The organism is Azoarcus sp. Soil_N_20 (assembly GCF_057656155.1).
Genome location: NZ_JBDGKX010000007.1, coordinates 15,167 through 37,045 on the forward strand (window position 1 = coordinate 15,167; position 21,879 = coordinate 37,045).

The following is a 21,879-nucleotide window of genomic DNA, read 5'->3' on the forward strand; positions in this document are numbered from 1 at the left end:
CTTTGTCGTATGCGGGACAAGCCGGCCTGCCTGCAGGACCTGCGGCCGGCGCTGTCGGATCAATCGTTGGTGCTAGGCTTCCCGACGCCGGAGGTCGCGACGCCCGAGACGTTCCAGCCTCCGCCAAGGGCGCGCACCAGATCGACGGTCGCGCGGGCGCGTTCGCCTTCGGCCTGGATCAGGGACTGGCGGCTGCGCAGGTGCGTCCGCTCTGCATCGACCACCGCCAGATAGTCGATGTGGCCTTCATCGAACCGGGTCTGGGCGGAACGCGCGACGCTCGACGATGCCTCCTGGGCACCGCGCTGATGGCCGATCCGTTCGTCGAGGGTCCGCAAGGAAGCCAGGGAGTCCTCGACTTCGCGGAAGGCCTGGAGCACCGTCCTGCGGTACTCGCCGACCCGCTCGTCGTAGACCGCGCGTACGCGCTCGACGTCGGCCTTGCGCCGTCCGCCGTCGAACAGCGGCAGGTTCAGCGCCGCTCCCACCAGCGGGCCCAGCAGGAATGTCCGGTGGGACCAGTTCGTCAGATTGCCGAGGCTGGACGACTCGTAGCCCAGGGCGCCGGTCAACGAGAGCGACGGGAAGAACGCCGCCTTCGCCACGCCGATGCGGGCGTTCTCCGCCGCCATGGCCCGCTCCGCAGCCGCGATGTCGGGCCGACGCTCGAGCAAGGCCGAAGGCATGCCCGGCGGCAGCTGGACGGTGACGCTTTCCAGGGGCTTGGCTTCGAGCGAGAACTCCGCCGGTGCCTTGCCGAGCAAGATGGCCAGCGCATGTGAGCCCAACGCCTGCTGCTGCGCCACGGCACCCAACTCGGCACGGGCCGAGAACAGTTCCGTCCTGGCCTGCTCGACGACGAAACTGGCGACGGAGCCGACATCGAGCTTGCGCTCCAGCAGGGTCACGGCGCCTTCCCGCAGTGTCACGTTGTCCCGCAGCAGGCGCTGCTCGCCCTCTAGCTGCCGAAGGCTGAAGTACGTCCTGGCGACGTCGGCCTGGACCAGCAGCAGCATCTGGTGCGCCAGGGCCTGCTGCTGGGCCGCATTGGCCCGCGCGGCGTCGACGCCGGACGACACGCGACCGAAGAGGTCGACTTCGTACGCGACCGAGGCCTGCGCGCGCCACAGCGTCTGCGTCGACCCCGGTGCGCCGTCTCCGCGCCCGGCCGCGACACCACTGGTGCGCTGGCGGGTCGGGCCGAAGCCTGCGTCGACCTCCGGCAAGCGCGCCGCTTCGCTGAGCGAGGTCAGCGCACGCGACTGCTTGAGCCGTGCCATCGCGATGGTGACGTCGGGGTTGGCCTGCAGTGCCTCTTGCTCGAGCCGCACGAGGACTGGGTCCCCGAAGACCTCCCACCAGGGCGAGGGCGGCTGCTGGTCGGCGGGTTCCGCCGGCTTCCAGTGACCCGGAACCTCCGTCGGCGCCAGCGGGCGCTCGTCGGCTTGCCTGAACTTCAAGGGAATGCTCATCTCGGGCCGGCTCTCGACCGGCGAGACGGCACATGCCGACAGCAGGAACAAGCTCACTGCGACAACGATGGCACTGCGGGTCGTTCGAGCCGTGCGCCGGCTCGTTTGATGGGTGTCGGTCATGCTTTTACCTCCGGCTGCTCGAGTGCGGGGTGATGCGGGACGATGGCCGGGGCGTCGTGACGCACCGCAGAGCGCAGCGGCTTGCTGCCGCCGAGTGCCCGCATGACCACGTAGAACAGTGGCGTCAGGAACAGGCCGAACAGTGTGACGCCGATCATTCCGAAGAACACTGAGATGCCCATGGCACGGCGCATCTCCGAACCGGCGCCGGTCGACAGCACCAGCGGGATCACACCCATGATGAAGGCCAGCGATGTCATTAGGATGGGCCGCAGCCGCAGGCGGCAGGCCTCGATCACGGCCTTCAGGGTGGCCATGCCTGCCATCTCCAGCTCGCGGGCGAACTCCACGATCAGGATGGCGTTCTTCGACGCCAGGCCCACGAGCACGATGAGCCCGATCTGCGTAAAGATGTTGTTGTCCCCCTTCGTGAGCCACACCCCGAGCAGCGCCGAGAAGATGCTCATCGGGATGATCAGGATGATCGCCAGCGGCAGCGTGAGGCTCTCGTATTGGGCGGCCAGCACGAAGAACACCAGCAGCACGCACAGCGGAAGAATCCAGACCGCGCTGTTGCCCGCGATGATCTGCTGGTAGGTCAGGTCGGTCCATTCGTAGGTCATGCCTGGCGGCAGAGTCTCGGCCGCGATCCGCTGGATGGCCGCCATCGCCTGGTCCGACGAGTAGCCGGGCGCCGGGCTGCCGCCCACGTCGGCCGACGTGTAGCCGTTGTAGCGCAGCACCTGGTCGGGGCCGTAGGTCTGGCCGACCTTCGCGATCGAGGCCAGCGGAATCATCTGGCCCGACGCGCTGCGCACGTGCAGTTGCCCGATGTCGTCCGCCTTGGAGCGGAAGCGGCTGTCGGCCTGCATGCGCACCTGGTACACGCGACCCAGAAAGTTGAAGTCGTTGACGTAGTACGACCCGAGGTAGGCCTGCAGCGCACTGAACACCGCTGGCGTATCAACGCCGAGCTGTTGCGCCTTCTCGCGGTCGATGTCGACCTTCAGCTGGGGAACGTTCACCGTATAGGTCGAGAAGAGCGGGCCGAGCTCGGGCGCCTTGGACGCCGCCTGGATGAAGGCCTGGGTCGCCTTGTAGAGCGCCTCGTAGCCCAGGTCGGCCCGGTCCTCGATCTGCAGCTTGAAGCCGCCCAGGGTGCCCAAGCCATAGACAGGCGGCGGCGGGAAGATGCCCGTGAAAGCGTGGCCGATGGCGCTGTACTCCTTGCCCAAGTCGGCCGCGACCTGGTCGGCGCTGATGCCCGCACGGTCCTTGAACGGCTTGAGTAGCACGAATGTGAGCGCGGTGCTCGAGCTCTTCGTCACACCGTTGATCGACAGGCCGCTGTAGCTCGAGGTGCCCATGACCGCGGGATGCTTGAGCGCGATCTCGTTCATCTTCGTCATGGTCGCTTCGGTGCGGTCCAGCGTGGAGCCTTCCGGCATCTGGGCCAGGCTCACGAGGTACTCCTTGTCCTGCGCAGGAACGAAGCCGCCTGGGACATGGCCGGTGAGCCACCAGGTGGCGCCGAGCAGGCCGGCGTACACGACGAGCATGGCGCCCTTGTGCTTCAGGATGCGGCCGACGCCGCCGCCGTAGCTTTCGGAGGCGCGGTCGAACATGCGGTTGAAGCGCCCGAAGAAGCCGCCGAACAACTTCTGCGTGACACGCGTGAACCGGTCTGGCGCGTCGCCGTGGCCTTTCAGCAGCAGGGCCGACAGCGCCGGCGACAGCGTCAGCGAGTTCACCGCCGAGATGAGTGTGGAGATGGCGATGGTGACCGCGAACTGCTTGTAGAACTCGCCGGTCAGGCCGCTCAGGAAGGCCAGCGGCAGGAACACGGCCGACAGCGTCAACGCGATGGCGATGATGGGCCCGCTTACCTCCCGCATGGCCTGGTAGGTCGCTTCGCGGGGCGCCATGCCGCGCGCGATGTTCCGCTCCACGTTCTCGACCACCACGATGGCGTCATCGACCACGATGCCGATCGCCACCACCAGTCCGAACAGCGATAGTGTGTTGATGGAATAGCCCGCCAGCAGCAGGAAGGTGAAGGTGCCGACGATCGAGATCGGCACCGCGATCAGCGGGATGATGGATGCGCGCCAGGTCTGCAGGAAGAGGAACACCACCAGCACGACCAGGGCCACAGATTCCAGCAGCGTCTTGACGACCGCATCGATGCCAGACTGGACCGCGCGGCTCGGCTCGTACACCACCCGATAGATCACATCCTCCGGGAATTCCTTCTCAAGTTCCTGCATGGCCTTGTGCACGTCGCGCGAGATCTGCAGCGAATTCGCACCCGGCGCTTCCTGCACAGTTACCGCGACGGCCGGTGCGTTGTCCAGCGTGGCCCGGATGCCGTAGTCCTCGGCACCGAGCTCCACGCGCGCCACGTCGCCCAGGCGCGTGATGGCGCCACCGGCGTCCGACTTGATGACGATGCGCGTGAACTCCTCCGGCGTTCTGAGGCGACCGTCTGCGTTGACGGTGAGCTGGAAAGCCGTGTCGGGACTGGTCGGCGCACTGCCGATGGTGCCCACCGAGGCCTGCACGTTCTGGCGACGGATGGCGCTGGCGACATCGCTTGCATCCAGTCCCCGCTCGGCCAGCGCGGCCGGGTCCAGCCAGATGCGCATGGCATATTCGCCAGGACCCCAAATCGCCACGTCCCCGACGCCCTTGATCCGCGCCAGCCGGTCCTTCACGTGCAGGATGGCGTAGTTGCTGATGTAGTTGTTGTCGTAGGTGCCCTTGGGCGACACCATGTGCACGGCGATAGTGATCATCGGCAGGTTCTTGACCGCCGTCACCCCGAGGCGCTGCACGTCCTCGGGCAGCCGCGCCACGGCTTGCGACACGCGGGTCTGCACCAGCTGTTGCGCACGGTCTGGGTCGACGCCTAGCTTGAAGGTCACCGTCAGGTACAGGTGGCCGTCGCCGCTGGCCTTCGAGTCCATATAGAGCATGTCCTCCACGCCGTTGACGGACTGCTCCAGCGGTGCCGCGACGGTTTCCGCGATGGTCTTGGCGTTGGCGCCCGGGTACTGCGCATGCACGACGACCGAGGGTGGGATGACCTGCGGGTATTCCGACACCGGCATGTTGAACGCCGCGACGATGCCCCCGAGCAGGATCAGCGCGGACAGCACGCCCGCGAAGATCGGCCGGTCGATGAAGAACTTGGAGATGTTCACGAGCGGGCTCCCGCGGTAGTGCTGGCGCTCGCCGCTGGCGTCTCCTCTGCGACTGCGGACACCGCTGTGCCGGGGGGCGCGCGGAAGGCCCCGTCCACGATGACCCTGGCACCCGGCTCGACGCCGCTGCGCAGAACGCGTTCCTTGCCCTGGAGCACGCCGAGTTCGACGACGCGGCGTTCGACCTTGTTCTGCGCGTTGACGATGAGGACGTACTTGCGGTCCTGGTCGGTCCCGATCACGGTCTCGTCGACCACCACGGCGTCATAGGGTATGCCCCCTTGCAGACGCACGCGCGCCTGCAGGCCCGGCAGCATGTCTGGACTCACTTTGTCGATGCGCGCACGCACGCGCACCGTGCCAGAGCGGGTATCCATCTGGTTGTCGATGGCCTCGATGGAAGCCGCGTGGGGGAAGGCGTCGTCGTTGGCCAGGCCGACCTTCACCACCGGTTGCGCGCCGGCCCGCAGCGAGGGCGCGATGATCCGCAGATAGCTCTGCTCGTCCACGCTGAAGGATGCGTAGAGCTTGCCGTCGGACACGACGCGGGTCAGCGGCGCCGCGTCACCGCCAGCGCTCACCACATTGCCGGCCGTGATTTCCGCCCGGGAGATGCGCCCTGCGATCGGCGAGCGGACTTGCGTGTAGCCGAGCTGGAGTTGCACCTGTGCCAAGGCAGCCTGCGCTCCCTTCAAACCTGCGGCCGCCTCGCGTGCCTTGTTGTCGAGCGCCTCGAACTCCCTGCGCGCGATGGCGTTCGATTCCAGCAGCCTCTGCCCGCGGGCCAGCTCCATGTCCGCGAGCCGCTGCCGTTCCGCCAGACCTGCCAGATTGGCCTGTGCCTGGCGCACCTGGGCCTCCAGCGGGGCAGGGTCGATGGTGAACAGCAACTCGCCCTGGCGCACATGCTGGCCGGGCTTGAAGTGCACCGCCTGCAGCGTGCCCGGCACCTTCGGCCGGATGTCGACCAGGTCCACGGCTTCGAGCCGCCCGGTGTAGTCCTGCGCATCGGACACCGGGCGTTGCAGGGCCGGCCGGTATTTGACGGTGGGTGGCGGTGCGGCGACGGCTTCGGCGTGTGCGGGGGAGCCATCGCTCCACAACGTAATGCCGGCGCCGGCCACCGCGATGGCAGCCATGGCGGCCGCGAACGGATGTTTTTTGAGGGGGTTCATGCGACGTGCCTGACGAAGTTCAATGACCCGCAGTCTGAGCGCGCCACGCATGGAGATATAGCCCGAAAGCTGGGTAAAGTTATTGCCTCATTTAGAATAATCTCGCCACTTCGTCCGTAGGGATACAAAAAAATGGGCGACTGGAGTCTGGGAATTTCTATACTCATTGCTTTTCAGGCAATAAATTCCTCGGGAGGAACAGACGCGTGGACCGTCTCCAGTCGATGCAGATCTTTGCGCGCGTGGTCGAGATGCACAGCTTCACGCGGGCCGCCGACAGCCTCTCCCTGCCTCCTTCACGCGTCACGCGCGCGGTGAAGGACCTGGAGACATTCCTTGGTGTGCGGCTGCTGCAGCGGACCACGCGCCACATCAGCCTGACCCCGGATGGCACGCTCTACTTCGACCATTGCAGGCGGCTGCTGGCCGACATCGAAGCCGTCGAGTCCAGCTTCCCGGGAAGCGCCGGCAAGCCGCGCGGGCGCCTGCGGGTGGACATGACGCTCTCGCTCGCGCGCCTGGTGGTGCTGCCCTGCATCAAGGATTTCCAGGCGCGTTTCCCGGACGTCGAACTCACCTTGACGGTGTCGGACCGCACGGTCGAGCTGGTGCAGGAAGGGATCGACTGCGTCATTCGCGCGGGAACGCCCGAAGACTCGTCGACGCTGGTGGCCAGGCGCATCGGTGCCTTCGAATGGGTGACCTGCGCCTCGCCGGAATACTTGGCGGCGCACGGCACGCCGAAGTCGCTGGACGACTTGGCCGGGCACCACGCGGTGGGCTACCTGTCGAGCCGCACAGCACGTTCCCTGGAGTGGAATTTCGTGGTGGATGGCGAGGACCGCTCCATCACGATGCGCGAGCACCTCATCGTCAACGACACCGATGCGTATGTGGCCTGCGGCCTCGAAGGCCTGGGCCTCATCCGCGCAGGCAGCTACATGGTGCGCCAGCATCTGCGCAGCGGGCGCCTGCGCCAGGTCCTGGCCGACTGCACCGCGCCGGCTGCTCCGCTGTCCGTGCTGTACCCGCAGAACCGCCACCTGTCACCTACGGTGCGTGCATTCGTGGACTGGGTTAGCGACGTCGTGCGCGCGGCAGAGGCGGACTGGCGAGTCGATTCATGCATCGCTTGATGGGGCAATCTGGTGGCCCCACCCGCTGAAGTGATGGTCGTCCGCCAGCGTAGTGTGGGCTTCGGCGTATCCTCGCCGCTCTGCAATGACCGCTGCGAGCCCGAAACGGTGAAGTCGCAGCGCTGCCACGGCCGGCGGCAAATCGCTGCCACCCTGTCGTTGGCCCGCGTCGAGCGAAAGACCGCAACGGGTCGGCCACTGTCGCTGGCCTGAAAAGGCTGGACGACAGCTTTCAGACCGATCTCGACATTGATGGTGGAATTTCGGTGCTTCTTGGCCTGGCTGGCCGCTCCAGTTTGCAAAGGGCCATTGAGTTGTCACCGGCGGCGGACGGCAGCCGACCCACACCCGCCGTGGGGCTCTTCGTGGTTCGAACGGCAGGTAACCGAGTGGAGCCGCCGTCCACGGGTGCATTCTCAAATATATCTCCACGCTACTTGTCACGGCTTGCCGTGCTGTCGAGGCGACGTGATCGACCTCGTCTACAACCGCCTGACCGACTTCGCTGAATCCGCCGTGCTTCGCAGCGCATTCGAGACCGATGCGGTGGTACTGACGCCTCATCCCCGTGCCCATGCGCTGTATGCCGACAAGTGCAACCTCGTCCTGTTCAGTGGTGGCGAGGTGCTCACCCGCCTGGGCGTACCGCCTGAGCATGTTGCGACGCTCGCAAGCGGAGCGCCGCGCACGGTCGAAGTGAAGCCGACCAACGCGGCTACCCTGGGGGGCGAACGGCGAACGCTGTTCTTTAAGCCGGCTGCCGGGTTTGGCAGCCGTGCCGCCTATCGCGGCGACAAGCTCTCAAGCTGGGTGTGGGACAGCATCGTCGGCGGGGGATATGTGGCTCAAGCGCTTGGCCTGCCCTCCGAACGTCGCGTCAGCATCGACGGCGCCGAAAGTGACCTTAAGCTCGATATCCGTGCCTACACTTACGCCGATCGTATCCAGTTGACCACGGCCCACCTCTATCGCGGACAGATGACCAACTTCCGCACCCCCGGCGGCGGCTTTGCTCCGGTGTTTCTGCTGCCGTCGTAGATCGCCATCTGAGACGCATCACGCGCAAGACGTTGTGGGAAAAGCTGCGCCGCCTTGGGGTGCAGGCGCGCGAAGAGCTCTGAAATCAGTCAGCGCCCCTTTCCTGTTCCACCTCCGCCAGCATCGCGGCGAGCGAATGCAGGCCTTCCGACCCTGCCGCCTCCGAGATTTCCTCGAGGGATGCTTTAGCATCGATCAGTTGGGCGGTCCTGCAGTCAGGCGGCAATTGCTGCCGAAACTCCTGCAGGCGTGACGCGACCACATCGCTGAGTGGGCGCGGCGCATCATCCTCGGCAAGACCTTCCTCACACGCTTCGAATAACGCGGCCGCCAGCGCATGCAGCCCTTCGGATGTTGCGCACGAGGACACCTCCTCGGGGCCGGCCCCGCGGGCGATCGCAGCAAAGGTCTTGCTGTCGTCGGGAATGCTGCCTTCGAAGGACGCCAGAATCTGCTTGAACAGTTCCATTTTCGTCTTCCTCAGAACTTACACGGCCGCCCGGATCCACTCGGCAACGCTCGCTGGCGTTGGGATGCGGCCGGACGATACCAGCTTCTCGTTGATCACCAGCCCCGGCGTCTTCAGCACGTCGTAGGCGATGATCTGCTGCATGTCGGTGACCTTGGCGATCTCCGCCTCCACGCCGGTGGCGGCGACCGCCTCGCGCGCGACTTCCTCGAGTTTGCGGCAGTTGGCGCAACCGGGGCCGAGAACCTTGATGCTGAGCATGATCAGACTCCTTTCAGTGAGGGCGGCGGCGTTGAGTGATGGCTGGCCAGTGACAGCAGCACTGCCAGCACGGCGATGAAGCCCGCCAGATACAGGGCGAGCGAAAGCAGCGACGTGCCGTCGATCCAGGCGCCGTAGGTGAGCCCGGCCGTCGCACTGAACAGCGCGACCAGTCCGACATAGGTGGCCGTCTTCTTGCGCCCGATGATGGCCGAGATGATCAGCATGCTCTGCAGCGACAACTCGGGGTCGGACATCAGGTAGGCCAGCAGCGGCCCGCGGTGCATGCCGAGGTCGAGGAACATCTTCGCAATCGGCACTTCCACCAGCGTGGGAAAGTACATGAACACCCCGAACGCGACGCCGGCAAAGTTGCCGGCCACGGAGTTGGTGCCCGCCACCATCTCGATCCATTCCGGGCGAATCAGCATGCGGATCATGCCGACGATGAACACGCCAATCACCAGCAGCGGGAAGATCTGCTTCACGAAGCGCCACGACTCCCACAACCAGTCGCCCAGTTGCTGTTCAGACAGGCGGTGCCGTGCGATCGCATACAGCGCCGCCAGACTGATGGCGACCGCAAAGAACTTGCCAGTCATGCCCACGCGCAACCCCTCAGGCACTGCCTGCACCGACAGCGCGGCCACCAGCAGCGTTACCGCAATCAGCATGAGGCTGGCCCACGTCCAGGCGTTGGGTCCGTCCTGGATGTTCTCCAGCCCACGCCAGGCGCTGAAGCCGATCGAGGCCAGCAGCGCGATCAGTACCACGCCCTGCACCGATACGCCCTCCTCGCCCTTCGCCGCGTCATAGGGGACGAGGCGATCGAGCACCCCCTGCCAGACCTGCGCATCACCCAGCGGCAGGTCGATATGGACGTAGGTGCCGGTCAGCACGCCGAGCTTTAACGTGCCAGCCAGCAGCAGCGCAACCCAGACGAAGAGGAACACCAGCGCCATGCGCCCCATGCCCTCGCCCTGGGCGGCGAATGGACTGTCCGTGGCCAGATCGTGCGCGGCATCATCGACGCGAAAGATCAGCGCCATGATCAGCCCGATGCCAATGCCGAAGATCAGCGACAGCACGAAGCGCGCAATCGCCAGGTCCGGTCCGATGATGCCGCCCGTGTAGACCAGCGCCAGGATGTTGGCCGCCGGGGCGAAGAACAGGAAAGTGATCGCCGGCCCGAGTCCCGCGCCCTTCTTGTAGATGCCCGCGAACAGCGGAACGATGGTGCAGGAGCACACCGCCAGCAGCGAGCCGGCCGCCGCTGCAGCCGGATAGGACACGGCCTTCGACGAGTTGCGCCCGAGAAAGCGGGTGATGGTCTCCTTCGGGATCAGCGCCGCCATTGCCCCGGCAATGAAGAAGGCCGGCAGCAGGCACAGTAGCACGTGTGCCGCGAGATAGGCGGCAAGATTGCCCAGCCCGCCGTAGAAAACGGGGAGAACCCAGGAAAGCATGTTGTCCATGACACGAACTCCGGCGAGAAAATCTTGCTACCCGGGCTGCGACCGACTCGACGTCCGAAACCTCACGCTAGCCGATCGGATGTTTGACGACAAGCAGCCTTATCAACGATGACGCACGCGCGCTGAAAAGGATGCAGTCGCCGAACTTCGCACGAGCCGCAGCGCGAGCTTGCGCAACTCCCCGAACCAGAGCACCGCACTGCCCATCGCCACGCAGATCAGCCACTGCTCGCCACTAAGCGGGACCGTTCCGAACGCCCGGTTGAGGAAGGCGGTATGGACGACCGCCACCTGCAACAGCACCGATAGCGCCACCGCCCCCCACAACCACACATTCGCGAATGGTCGATGGAAGGCGCTGGTGACGGCGGAGCGGGCATTGAAACAGTTGAACAATTGGGCGAACACCAGGACCGTAAAGCCGGCGGTGCGTGCGGTCCCGATATCGTGCGTGCCCTCGATGAGCCCACCGGGCAGGAACAGGTCGATCGTCAGCAGAGTGACGACAGCCATCACCAGGCCGAGTTGCACGACGTCCCTCCACATGCGCGCGTCGATGACGCGTTCATCGGTGCGCCGCGGACGGCGGGCCATCACGTCGTCGGCGTGCGGATCCACACCCATCGCCATCGCCGGCCAGGAATCGGTCAACAGGTTGATCCACAGGATCTGCGTCGCCAGCAGCGGCAGCACGAGTGTCTCGCCGCCGCCCGCGAGGCCGATCACGCTGGCGCCGATCACGCCCAGGGAGATGGTCAGCACCTCGCCCATGTTGGACGACAGCAGGTAGCGCAGGAACTTCTCGATGTTGTCGAAAATGCCGCGCCCCTCGCGCACCGCCGCGACGATGGTGGCGAAGTTGTCGTCGGCGAGGATCATCTTTGCCGCTTCCTTCGTCACCTCGGTGCCGGTGCGCCCCATTGCCACGCCGATGTCGGCGGACTTCAACGCCGGGGCGTCATTGACGCCGTCTCCGGTCATCGCGACGACCTGCCTGTCGGCCTGCAGCGCATCGACGATGCGCAACTTGTGCGCTGGTGCGACGCGGGCGAAGACGGACGTCGTCCTTACCGCATCGGCAAATGCCACGTCGTCCATGGCGTCGATCTCCACACCGGTGATCGTGTTCGCACCCGGCGGGACGATGCCGAGATCGGCCGCAATGCGCGCCGCAGTGCGCGGATGATCGCCGGTGATCATGATCACGCGGATGCCGGCGCGGTGCGCATCGCCGATCGCCTGCTTCACCTCTTCCCGTGGGGGATCGATCATGCCAACGGTGCCAACGAAGATCAGATCCTGCTCCAGCGCCTCGCCGGCCTGCGCGTCCTCGCCGGCGGCCAGTGGCCGGTAGGCCACCGCCAGCGTGCGCAGCGCAGCATCGGACATTGCGTCTACGTCGGCCACAAGGCGGCCGCGCATCTCGTCGTCGAGCGCCACGACCTCGAGTCCGACGCGGGCCCGCGTGCAGCGCTCAAGCAGTACGTCCGGCGCGCCCTTGGCGATCACCACCGGCGTGTCGTCGCGCTCATGATCGATGGCGATCACCGACATCATCTTGCGCTCGGACGTGAACGGTATCTCGGCGATGCGCTCGAAGCGGCGGTACCGGCGCTCGTGCGCCCCGAGCTTGCGTTCAGCGACGAGGAAGGCTGCCTCGGTCGGGTCGCCCTGGATCTGCCAGGCGCCGTCGGCAGTCTGGCTCAGATCGGCATTGCCGGCCAAGCTGCCACCGGACAGAACGACCACATGCTCGGCATGCAGTGCACCTTGCGACAGTGCCTTGCCCCCCTGATAGATCTCGCCCTCCGGCGCATAGCCGACGCCGCTGACCTCGGTGGTGCCTGAAAGGCTCGCCACGCGCACGATGGTCATTTCGGAGCGTGTCAGCGTGCCAGTCTTGTCCGAGCAGATCACCGAGGCCGACCCGAGCGTCTCGACCGAGGACAGCCGCTTGACGATCGCGTTGCGCGCCGCCATGCGTTGCACGCCAATCGCGAGCACGACCGACAGGATCGCAGGCAGCCCCTCCGGCACCGCCGCGACAGCGAGCGACACGCCCAGCAGGAGCACGTCGAGCAGATCCCGCGCGGTGCGAATCTCGGACTCCAGCAGGACCGACGCCACCACGATCGCCGCAATGATGAGCACTGCCACGCCGAGCATGCGGCCGATCCGCGCCACCTCGCGTTGTAACGGGGTGGGATCTTCCTCGGTGCGCTCGAGCAACGCGGCGACGGCGCCCATCTGCGTGTCCATGCCAGTCGCCGTCACCAGCACGAGGCCGTTGCCCCGTACGACCGCCGTTCCCTTGAAAACCATGTTCCGCTGATCCGCCACGGACACCGCGTTGGCCAAGGGTGCCGCGTCCTTGAGCACCGGCTCACTCTCACCAGTCAGCGACGCCTCCTGCACGAACAGGGTCGCGGCGCGAACGAGGCGGGCATCGGCACCGACGGCATCGCCTTCGGCCAGCACCAGCAGATCGCCGCACACCAGCTCGGTGCTCGGGATGCGCAACAGCTGGCCATCGCGGATGACGGTGGACGTCACCTCGGTCATCTTCGCCAGTGCGGCAGCGGCATTCTGTGCCCGCGCCTCCTGCACGAAGCCCAGGATCGCGTTGAGCACGACGATCACCGCGATGACGATCGCGTCGAACGGCCAGCCCGCCTGCCCCTCGATCTCCCACACGACGAGCGTGACGCAGATCGCACCGAGCAGCAGATAGATCAGTGGGTCGTGGAACTGCGCCAGCAAGCGCTTCCATGCGGGCCTCGGCGGCACGCTGCGCAGGGCGTTGCGCCCCCCGCGGGCAAGACGCCGTTCCGCCTCGGCCGCACCCAGACCTCGCTCACTATCCGAGTGCAAGGCTTCCGCAATCTCGGCGATGCCGAGCCGGCTGGCATCGCTACATGTGCATTCCCTGGCCATGATCGAGTTGGAAATCCAGCGTCAACGGGAGCCGGCTCGCCATTGCCGAGCGCGTCCGGCGTAGCTTCCCTGCGGCATCAAGCGGCCCCGACAATGATGACGCAGCCCGGTCGGAACGGATGCACGAACAGCCCGGATTTCATCCTGGCGGCGGCCTCGGCACGAAGCAGCACACCTTTCCCGTTTCGTCGAGCTGCACTTGGCAGGCCCGCAGCAACCGCTCTCGCAAGCGCTGTCGGGCACGTTGAATGCGCGATTTCGCCCCAGGCAGCGACAGTCCCTTCAGTTCTGCAAAATGCCCCTGCGTCATCCCCCCGATATCGCAGATCTCTATGGCATCGCGATCCTCGTCGGCGAGCTCGGTCAGCACCCGCGGCAGGCAGGCCGCCGACAGTCTGTCGACCGCCGCAAGCTCGGACTCCGGGGCGGCCAGATTGTCCGGCAAGGGCTCGCGTGGGCGGATTCGCCGCGCATGATCGACCATCGCGTTGCGCGCCACTTCAAACAACCAGGCGCGCGTATTGGTCACGTTGCAGAATCGCTCGCCCTGTCGCAAGGCCTTGAGAAAGACATCGTGCAAGACGTCCTCCGCGTCCGCTGCCGGGCGGACGTGACGGCGGAGGTAACGCCGCAGTTCGGCTTCGTGCACCGACCAGGCATCGAGCAGACATGGCGCCGTCACTTTGCAGGATCCCCCTCGATCATTTTTTTGCAGGGCGCTCGGCCGGCGTGGATCAGATGGACTGTTGATTTACCCGCTTCGACAGTTCCTCCGCGCTTTCGTTGCGCTCGCTGTAGCGATCGACCAGGTAAGGCGCGATATCGCGCGTCAGCAGGGTGAACTTGACGAGCTCTTCCATCACGTCGACGACGCGGTCGTAATAGGCCGAAGGCTTCATGCGATCGTTATCGTCGAACTCGAGGAAGGCCTTGGCGACCGACGACTGGTTGGGGACGGTCAGCATCCGCATCCAGCGGCCCAGCACCCTCATCTGGTTCACCGCGTTGAAAGACTGCGAACCGCCGCAGACCTGCATCACTGCCAGTGTCTTGCCCTGCGTCAGTCGTACCGCACCGACCGAAAGCGGAATCCAGTCGATCTGGGTCTTCATGATGCCGGTCATCGCGCCGTGGCGTTCCGGCGAGCACCACACCATGCCTTCCGCCCACTGCGTCAGCTCGCGGAGTTCGACGACTTTCGGGTGCGTATCCGGCGCGTCGTCCGGCAGTGGCAGTCCGCTCGGGTTGAAGATGCGCACTTCCGCGCCCATCGCCGTGAGCGACCTTGCCGCTTCCTCGGCAAGCAAGCGGCTGAAGGAGCGTTTGCGCAGCGAACCGTAGAGCAGCAGGATGCGTGGCGGATGGCTCGAAGGCTGGGCCGGACGCAACTGCGCCGGATCGGGAACCCGGAACAGGTCGGCGCGCAGGTTGGGCAGATCGCGCAAAAGCTCAGACACGACGGCTCTCCATGTCGACGGCCGCCGCGCGGCCGGCCTCGGCAGGGGCCTGGCAGTACCAGTGCTCGGTCCGGTTCACCAGCGCCACCAGCGCCACCAGCGCCACCATCACCGGCGCCTCGACCAGCACGCCGACCACCGTGGCCAGCGCCGCACCCGAGTTCAGGCCGAACAGCGAGATCGCCACCGCCACCGCCAGCTCGAAGAAGTTCGAGGTGCCGATCAGGCAGGCCGGGCCGGCGACGTTGTGCGGCAGCTTCAGCATGCGCGCGCCGATCAGGCCGATGCCGAAGATGCCGTAGCTCTGCACGATCAGCGGCACCGCGATCATGGCGATGACCAGCGGCTGGGCGACGATGGTGCCGGCCTGGAAGCCGAACAGCAGCACCACGGTGGCGATCAGGCCGACGATGGACCAGGGCTTGAGCCGGGCGACGAAGTCCGCCACCGCGCGTGCCGATCGGCGCTCGAGCGTGTGCCGCGTGGCCATGCCGGCGAGCAGCGGCAGCACCACGTACAGCACGGTGGGCAGCACCAGGGTTTCCCATGGCACGGTGATGTTGGTGACGCCGAGCAGGAAGGCGGCGATCGGCGCGAAGGCCACGACCATGATCAGATCGTTCACCGACACCTGCACCAGGGTGTAGTTGGCGTCCCCCTTCACCAGCTGACTCCACACGAACACCATCGCGGTGCAGGGTGCGACGCCGAGCAGGATCATGCCGGCAATGTATTCGCTGGCCGATTGCGGGTCGACCCAGGGCGCAAAGATGTACTGGAAGAACAGCCCAGATCTCCTTGAGCTTCAAGGGCGCCTTCTGGCCAACGAGCTTGCCCCTGTTCTAGGGGCCATGCGTCGTAGCCGGTGTGTTCGTCGTCGTGTTCATGATGAAGTCCTCTTCGCGGTTGAAGGAAGTTCCAGTGTGGGACGTAGAGCTTCTCCCGAAGAGTAGTCCGGTATGGGTCGAGCGGCCGCCGAACCGACCAGACCTGCCTGTCGAGCACGGGAAGGCTGAATGGCAAGTCTCTGAGTGGAGCGGGCATCCGAATGGCCGGTTCTTCGGAGCGACGACCGACCGAGGATGGCCGGCGGCCGACCGGCGCCATCCTACCCTCACTGACCGGTCCGACCACAAATCTGCCGCTCAGGCAGCCAAAGACGCTTCAGCGTATCGAACAGCCGCTTCCGTCGCGTCAGTTGCGGGGGCGAATGGCCGCTTAGAAAAAGCTCGACCGGCAAGTATGGGTCGAAAGTTCGTGTTCGGCTGATAGTCAAGCTGCCGTTCGTGGCCTCGCAAGGTTGAACGGCAGGTAACCGGCGCCTTGCCGCCCGATACCGACCACCCGGTCACCGACAGGTCAGGCCGATCACCTGCCAGTGACGGGTGAAACGCCGGCCTACGCAAGCCGCTTATGTCCGATCACGTTTGACGGGCAACTCCCGCTGACCGGCGCTCCGACATCCCAGCCAGGCGAGCGTCTGCAGCCCGTCTCCCATCCCCGTCCTTCGCCCATGCCCCGATCGGCTCCCCCTCGACACTGGGGGGGAGCCGACCCCATCCCGCCACTACGCTCTCTCCACTCCGTGCGGCCTTTCGCAGCTTCCATTCCGTTCCATCCGGATTCGCTGCCCCGCACGGGTTCATATCGAACAAGGAGACGGAGACAGCCATGGCGGAAAACACGATCGTCGCGACACCCTCGGCTTATGCCTACCCGCTGCTGGTCAAGCAGCTGCTGTTGAATTCGGTCAGCCTGCATGGCGACCAGGAGATCACCTATCGCGGCGAGCTGCGCTACAGCTTCCGGCAGTTCCGCGAGCGCATCGGCAGGCTCGCGTCGGCGCTGGCCGGGCTGGGCGTGCGTCACGGCACGACGGTGGCGGTGATGGACTGGGACAGCCATCGTTACCTGGAGAGCTACTTTGGCATTCCGATGATGGGGGCGACCATGTTCACGGTGAACGTGCGCCTGTCGCCGCAGCAGATCGCCTACACGCTCAACGACGCCGGGGCCGAGGTGGTACTGGTGCATGCCGATTTCGTGCCCATCCTCGAGCAGTTGATGCCGGAGGTGAAGACGGTGCGGAAGATCGTGGTGATCGAGGACGGGCAGGCGGTGCCGGCGACCACGCTGGCCTTCGCCGGGGAGTACGAGGCGCTGGTGGCGCAGGGGTCGGCGGATTTCGAGTTTCGCGATTTCGACGAGAACACGAAGGCGGCGACCTTCTATACGACCGGCACCACCGGCGATCCCAAGGGTGTGTGCTACAGCCACCGCCAGATCGTGATGCACACGCTGAGTACCGCGCTGAGCCTGGCGGCGCAGCCCGAGGGGCAGCGGCTGCATCGCGGCGACGTGTACATGCCGATCACGCCGATGTTCCACGTGCTGGCCTGGGGCATTCCCTACATCGCGGTGCTGCTGGGGTTGAAGACGGTGCTGCCGGGGCGTTACCTGCCGGACGTGTTGCTGAAGCTGCAGCGCGAGGAGAAGGTGAGCTTCTCGCACTGCGTGCCGACCATCCTGCAGATGCTGCTGCAGGCGCCGTCGGGGGCGGAGCAGGATCTTTCCGGGTGGAAGGTGATCATCGGTGGCTCGGCGCTGGCGCCGGCGCTGTGCCGTGCGGCGGTGGAGCGGGGCATCGACGTGTTCGCCGGCTACGGGATGTCGGAGACCGGACCGGTGGTCGCGCTCGCGCAGCTTGCGGCCGGGGACCTGAGTGGCGATCTCGACGAAGAGGTGCGCCTGCGCTGCATGACCGGCAGGCCGGTGCCGATGGTGGATTTCCGCGTGGTCGATGCCGACATGAACGACGTGCCGCGCGACGGTCGGACCCAGGGCGAGATCGTGCTGCGCGCGCCCTTCCTGACCCAGGGCTACTTCAACAAGCCGGAAGCCTCGGAGGAGTTGTGGGCGGGCGGCTACCTGCATACCCAGGACGTGGCCGTGGTGCGGCCGGACGGTTTCGTGCAGATCGTCGACCGGATCAAGGATGTGATCAAGACGGGCGGGGAGTGGGTGTCGTCGATCGAGGTCGAGGGCCTGATCGGCGAAGTGCCGGGCGTGCAGGAATCCGCCGTGATCGGCGTGCGCGACGACAAATGGGGCGAGCGGCCGATGGCCTACGTGGTGCGCAAGCCCGACGCGACGGTGGATGCGGAGTCGATCCGCAGCGGCCTGCTACGCCACGTGGCATCGCAGCGGATCAGCAAGTACGCGGTGCCGGATACGGAGCACATCGCCTTCGTGGCCGAGATTCCCAAGACCAGCGTGGGCAAGATCAACAAGAAGCTGCTGCGGGAACGCACCGTCTGAAGTCCGAAGCGCGGGGCGCCCGGTTCATGCCGGCGCGTGCCAGCGCGACTGCGCCTCCCATTCCGGAAACTGCGCCGCCGGGAGGGGCATGGAGATGAAGTAGCCCTGGGCGGTGTCGCAGCCCAGGGTGGCCAGGCGCTGCCATACGCCTTCGCTTTCGACGCCTTCGGCGACGATCTCGAGGCCGAGGTTGTGCCCCAGTTCGATGGTCGACTGGACGATGATCGCCGAGTCCTTGCTGTCCAGCATGTTCCCGACGAAGGACTGGTCGATCTTGAGCGAATCGACCGGCAGGCGCTGCAGGTAGCTCAGGCTGGAGAAGCCCGTGCCGTAGTCGTCGACGAAGAGCTTGACGCCCAATGCCTTCAGGCGGGTGAGCATGTCCACGGCGGTGGCCGGCTCTTCCATCAGGACGCTTTCGGTCAGCTCGAACTGCATCATCTCCGGGCGGGTTCCCCAGGTGGCGAAGAGGCCCTTGATGCGGTCGAGCAGCTGTGGATCGCGCAGGTCGTGCGCCGATAGATTCACAGACAGTGGCATATCCATCCCCGCTTCGGCCCACGCGTAGCTTTGCCGGAAGGCGGCTTCCAGCACCCAGTGGGTGAGCGGCGTGATGAGCCCGGCGTGCTCGGCGAGCTTGATGAAGTCGCCGGTGGCGAGCATGCCGTGCCGCGGGTGCTGCCAGCGCACCAGCGCCTCGGCGCCGCAGGTTTGTCGGGAGCCGAAATCCACCTTGGGCTGGCAATAGAGGCGCAATTCCTCGTTGGCGATGGCGCGGCGCAACTCGCCCATCAGCGCCAGGCGCTGCGAGAACTCGCGGTCGGGAATGCCGGCGCACAGCGCGTAGCCCGCGGCGCTGTGCGTCGCCTGGCCCGCGGCGACGGTCGCGCGGCGCAGCAGCGCCGAGGCGTCGGTGCCGTGGCCGGGGAAGAGCGCGATGCCGACGCTGGCGTGAGCATCGACCGCGAAATCGGTGAGCTCGACCGGCTCGCGCAGGACCTTCAGCAGTTGTTGCGCGACCTGGGTCGCATCCTCGGCGCCGGCACCGGGGAGCAGGGCGGCGAACTCGTCTTCGCCGACGCGCGCGACGACGCGGGTGTCGTCGGCGAAGGGCGCGAGGCGCGCGGACACGGCGCGCAGGAAAAGGTCGCCCTCCGTGTAGCCGAGCGTCTCGTTGATCTCCTGGAACTGCCCCATCTTGATCACCAGCAGGGCGAGCGGGCGGAAGTCGTGCCGGGCGCTCGCCAGCGTCTGGCTCAGGCGGTCGCACAGCGAGGTGCGGTTGGGCAGCGCGGTCAGCGCATCGTAGAAGGCCATGCGCTCGATCGTCTTCTCCGCCTCGCGGTGCTTGATGCGCGTGCGCAGGTTGGCGATGCCGTAGCCGAGGTCGTCGGCGAGCTCGCCGAGCAGCTTCACCTCGGCCTCGTCGAAGGCGTCCGCGTCCGCGGCCAGCATGCTCAACCCGCCGATCACCTCGCCATCGATGCGCAGCGGAAAGGCGCTGCAGGCGGCATAGCCGGCCTCTTGCGCGTAGTCGCGGATCGGGGCGTAGGCGGGGTCGGTCAGGAGGTGGCGCCCGACCGAGGGTTCGCCGCTGCGGATGGCGGTGGCCACCGCCCACTGGCCGGTGCCCGCTTCGCCCCAGGTAAGGGCCAGTCCTTCGAGCACGGCGCGGTCGATGCCGACGCTGGCCATCACCCTGATGTGCTTGTCTTCGCCATGCTCGGCGTAGCCGACGGTGGCGATGCGGTAACCGCCTTCCTCCACGATCACCCGGCACATTTCGTGGAGCAGCTCATCTTCGTCGGTGGCGCGCAGCAGGGTGCGATTGCCGGCGCTCAGGGTGCGCAGCGCGCGCAGCGTGCGCTGTACCTCGGCTGCGAGGGGGCCTTCGGAGCAAGGTGCGGTGCGCGGATGTGCATGGCGCTCGCGCGGCGGTTTTCCCTGGTGCTTCATGCTCGCCTCCTTTCCCCCCGACGCCGGAGGGCGCCGTTCGATTCTACCCCCGCTCCTCCCCCCCACCGTAGGGGGGAAGAGCGGGCAGGGGGGCGAAGAGAATCTTTCACATCCGGTGCGTATGCGGCGGACAGGCCGAATGGCAGAAGCCAACGACAACAATACGGAGACATGAGACGATGACTACGAGGAAGCAAGACTCCGCGCCGAAGCACAGGCAGTCGGTGATTGCAGTCGCGGCGGCGACACTGGCGATGGGCAGCAGCGCCTTCGCATTCGAGTTCGACACCGGCAACCCGGACCTGCAGGTGCGCTGGGACAACACTCTGCGCTACAACATCGCCACCCGCGTCGAGCAGCGCGACAGCAAGATCGGCAACTCGGCGCTCTCCGACGAAGGCACCTACAGCTTCGACGAGGGCGATCTGGTCGCCAACCGCCTCGACCTGCTGACCGAGCTGGACGTGGTGTACAAGGGCAAGACCGGTTTTCGCGTGAGTGCGGCCGGCTGGTACGACGCCGCCTACGGCGACCACAGCGAGACCAACCCCAACGCGCCGTTCACGGCCATTCCGAGCTACGCCAATCGCGAGTACAGCGCCTACACCAAGCGCTTCTACAAGGGGCCCTCGGGCGAGCTGCTCGACGCCTTCGTGTTCGCGAACTTCGAAGCGGGCGAGGTGCCGGTGCGGCTCAAGGCCGGTCGCCACACCGTGTTCTGGGGCGAGTCGCTGTTCCTCGGCGGGGCGCTGCACAGCGTGTCCTACGCGCAGATGCCGCTCGACCTGCAAAAGGGCTTCGCGACGCCGGGGGCGGAAGCCAAGGAGCTGTTCCGGCCGCTCAGCCAGCTTTCGGGCCAGGCGCAGCTGACCGACACGCTGTCGGTGGCGGCGCAGTACTTCCTCGAGTGGGAGGCCTATCGCTATCCCGAAGGCGGCACCTATCTCGGGCCGGTCGATTTCGCCTTCAACGGGCCGGACCGCCAGTTCATCCCCGGGCTGGGCTTCGCGCTCAACGGCGACCCGGTCGAGCCGAAGCAGGCGGGCGAATACGGCGTGTCGCTGCGCTGGTCGCCCGAAGCCCTCGACGGCACGCTGGGCTTCTACTACCGGCGCTACGCCGACAAGCTGCCGCAGACGCTGTTCACCCGTGTCGGCCCGGGGGTGAGCCGCTACAACCTGATCTACGCCGACGAGATCGATCTGTTCGGCATCAGCCTGGCGAAGAACATCGGCGGGGTGAGCGTCGGTGCCGAGGTCTCGTACCGCCGCAACACGCCGCTCAACTCGCAGGTGATGGGCGTGTCGCCGACCGGCCTGCCCGACGACGGCGAGACCAGCGGCCCGCGTGGCGACACCTACCACGCGCTGGTGAACGTGCTGGGCCTCGTCTCTGACACCCCGGTGTTCGACTCGGCGACCTGGGCGGCGGAGCTGACCTGGGCGCGCTGGAACAAGGTGCGCAGTGGCGAGAACCTGTTCTACGCCGAGGGCTACGCACCGTGCACCGGCCGTGACAAGTGGGATGGGTGCACGACGAAGGACTTCTGGGGCCTGGCGCTCGCGTTCACGCCGACCTGGTACCAGGTGCTGCCGGGGGTCGATCTGTCGGCGCCGGTGGCGGTGGCGGTGGGCCTGTCGGGCAATGCGCCGACGGTGTTCGGCGGCAACGAGGGCAACGGCAACTACAGCGTCGGGCTGTCCGCCGACGTGTTCCAGAAATACCGGATCGACCTGAAGTACATCGACTACTTCGGCCGCTACCGCGACAACGGCACTGCCGTGACGACACAAAACGGCTTCACCACGCTGCTGAAGGATCGCGGCTTCGTGAGCCTGACACTGAAGACAACCTTCTAAGGA

14 protein-coding genes and 1 pseudogene are annotated in these 21,879 nt (G+C 66.3%); 4 read left to right on the top strand and 11 right to left on the bottom strand.

The window, feature by feature from the left end; all coding sequences use genetic code 11:
- Positions 1-59: 59 nt before the first annotated feature.
- Genes AC3A35_RS14905 through AC3A35_RS14915 form a run of 3 tightly spaced genes read right to left on the bottom strand, consistent with a single transcriptional unit; the run spans position 60 to position 5,973 of the window.
- Complete coding sequence (locus AC3A35_RS14905; protein WP_487436933.1) at positions 60-1,595, bottom strand: efflux transporter outer membrane subunit; 1,536 nt, start codon at positions 1,593-1,595, stop codon at positions 60-62.
- Positions 1,592-4,798, bottom strand: a complete 3,207-nt coding sequence (locus AC3A35_RS14910) for an efflux RND transporter permease subunit (protein WP_487436934.1) — start codon at positions 4,796-4,798, stop codon at positions 1,592-1,594. Before AC3A35_RS14910 ends, AC3A35_RS14905 begins: the two co-directional genes overlap by 4 nt.
- Complete coding sequence (locus AC3A35_RS14915) at positions 4,795-5,973, bottom strand: efflux RND transporter periplasmic adaptor subunit (protein WP_487436935.1); 1,179 nt, start codon at positions 5,971-5,973, stop codon at positions 4,795-4,797. The genes AC3A35_RS14910 and AC3A35_RS14915 overlap by 4 nt, the downstream gene beginning before the upstream one ends.
- 224 nt (positions 5,974-6,197) lie before the next feature.
- Between AC3A35_RS14915 and AC3A35_RS14920 the strand changes: the two genes are divergently transcribed.
- Both AC3A35_RS14920 and AC3A35_RS14925 read left to right on the top strand, forming a co-directional pair.
- Positions 6,198-7,109 carry a LysR family transcriptional regulator gene (locus tag AC3A35_RS14920; protein ID WP_487436936.1) on the top strand — a complete coding sequence of 304 codons (912 nt, stop codon included), beginning with the start codon at positions 6,198-6,200 and terminating at the stop codon, positions 7,107-7,109.
- Between the two features lie 468 nt (positions 7,110-7,577).
- Positions 7,578-8,147, top strand: a complete 570-nt coding sequence (locus tag AC3A35_RS14925; RefSeq protein ID WP_487436937.1) for a hypothetical protein — start codon at positions 7,578-7,580, stop codon at positions 8,145-8,147.
- 85 nt (positions 8,148-8,232) lie between these two features.
- Here the strand turns inward: AC3A35_RS14925 and AC3A35_RS14930 are convergent, their stop codons facing one another.
- The 7 genes and pseudogenes from AC3A35_RS14930 to AC3A35_RS14960 form a co-directional block, all read right to left on the bottom strand.
- The gene (locus AC3A35_RS14930; protein ID WP_487436938.1) at positions 8,233-8,616 is read right to left on the bottom strand and encodes a hypothetical protein; all 384 of its coding nucleotides are present in this window, start codon (positions 8,614-8,616) and stop codon (positions 8,233-8,235) included.
- An 18-nt stretch (positions 8,617-8,634) separates the two neighbouring features.
- Positions 8,635-8,877, bottom strand: coding sequence for a thioredoxin family protein (locus AC3A35_RS14935; protein WP_487436939.1), 243 nt, complete (start codon positions 8,875-8,877; stop codon positions 8,635-8,637).
- A gap of 2 nt (positions 8,878-8,879) precedes the next feature.
- Positions 8,880-10,352 (bottom strand): permease, encoded by a 1,473-nt coding sequence (locus AC3A35_RS14940; protein ID WP_487436940.1) that lies wholly within the window; start codon positions 10,350-10,352, stop codon positions 8,880-8,882.
- A gap of 102 nt (positions 10,353-10,454) precedes the next feature.
- Complete coding sequence (locus AC3A35_RS14945; RefSeq protein ID WP_487436941.1) at positions 10,455-13,286, bottom strand: cation-translocating P-type ATPase; 2,832 nt, start codon at positions 13,284-13,286, stop codon at positions 10,455-10,457.
- 139 nt (positions 13,287-13,425) lie between these two features.
- The gene (locus AC3A35_RS14950; RefSeq protein ID WP_487436942.1) at positions 13,426-13,968 is read right to left on the bottom strand and encodes a sigma-70 family RNA polymerase sigma factor; all 543 of its coding nucleotides are present in this window, start codon (positions 13,966-13,968) and stop codon (positions 13,426-13,428) included.
- Positions 13,969-14,020: 52 nt separating this feature from the next.
- On the bottom strand, positions 14,021-14,743 hold the full coding sequence (arsH, locus tag AC3A35_RS14955; protein ID WP_487436943.1) for an arsenical resistance protein ArsH: 723 nt from the start codon (positions 14,741-14,743) through the stop codon (positions 14,021-14,023).
- Positions 14,736-15,530, bottom strand: a pseudogene (locus tag AC3A35_RS14960) (arsenic resistance protein); the annotation flags it as partial. The pseudogene AC3A35_RS14960 and the gene arsH, both read right to left, overlap by 8 nt.
- 884 nt (positions 15,531-16,414) lie before the next feature.
- Between AC3A35_RS14960 and AC3A35_RS14965 the strand changes: the two are divergent.
- A complete protein-coding gene (locus tag AC3A35_RS14965) occupies positions 16,415-18,061 on the top strand; it encodes a fatty acid--CoA ligase (protein WP_487436945.1) in 1,647 nt (548 codons plus the stop codon).
- A 24-nt stretch (positions 18,062-18,085) separates the two neighbouring features.
- Here AC3A35_RS14965 and AC3A35_RS14970 read toward each other — a convergent pair whose 3' ends face one another.
- The gene (locus tag AC3A35_RS14970) at positions 18,086-20,017 is read right to left on the bottom strand and encodes a putative bifunctional diguanylate cyclase/phosphodiesterase (protein ID WP_487436947.1); all 1,932 of its coding nucleotides are present in this window, start codon (positions 20,015-20,017) and stop codon (positions 18,086-18,088) included.
- Positions 20,018-20,196: 179 nt separating this feature from the next.
- Here AC3A35_RS14970 and AC3A35_RS14975 point away from each other — a divergent pair, with 179 nt between their 5' ends.
- Positions 20,197-21,876, top strand: a complete 1,680-nt coding sequence (locus AC3A35_RS14975) for a DUF1302 domain-containing protein (protein ID WP_487436948.1) — start codon at positions 20,197-20,199, stop codon at positions 21,874-21,876.
- The last annotated feature ends 3 nt before the right edge of the window (positions 21,877-21,879 follow it).

Coding starts and splice junctions, on each gene's coding strand:
- AC3A35_RS14905 (WP_487436933.1), bottom strand. CDS start 1,595: ATGACCGACACCCATCAAACGAGCCGGCGCACGGCTCGAACGACCCGC.
- AC3A35_RS14915 (WP_487436935.1), bottom strand. CDS start 5,973: ATGAACCCCCTCAAAAAACATCCGTTCGCGGCCGCCATGGCTGCCATC.
- AC3A35_RS14920 (WP_487436936.1), top strand. CDS start 6,198: ATGCAGATCTTTGCGCGCGTGGTCGAGATGCACAGCTTCACGCGGGCC.
- AC3A35_RS14930 (WP_487436938.1), bottom strand. CDS start 8,616: ATGGAACTGTTCAAGCAGATTCTGGCGTCCTTCGAAGGCAGCATTCCC.
- AC3A35_RS14935 (WP_487436939.1), bottom strand. CDS start 8,877: ATGCTCAGCATCAAGGTTCTCGGCCCCGGTTGCGCCAACTGCCGCAAA.
- AC3A35_RS14940 (WP_487436940.1), bottom strand. CDS start 10,352: ATGGACAACATGCTTTCCTGGGTTCTCCCCGTTTTCTACGGCGGGCTG.
- AC3A35_RS14945 (WP_487436941.1), bottom strand. CDS start 13,286: ATGGCCAGGGAATGCACATGTAGCGATGCCAGCCGGCTCGGCATCGCC.
- AC3A35_RS14965 (WP_487436945.1), top strand. CDS start 16,415: ATGGCGGAAAACACGATCGTCGCGACACCCTCGGCTTATGCCTACCCG.
- AC3A35_RS14970 (WP_487436947.1), bottom strand. CDS start 20,017: ATGAAGCACCAGGGAAAACCGCCGCGCGAGCGCCATGCACATCCGCGC.
- AC3A35_RS14975 (WP_487436948.1), top strand. CDS start 20,197: ATGACTACGAGGAAGCAAGACTCCGCGCCGAAGCACAGGCAGTCGGTG.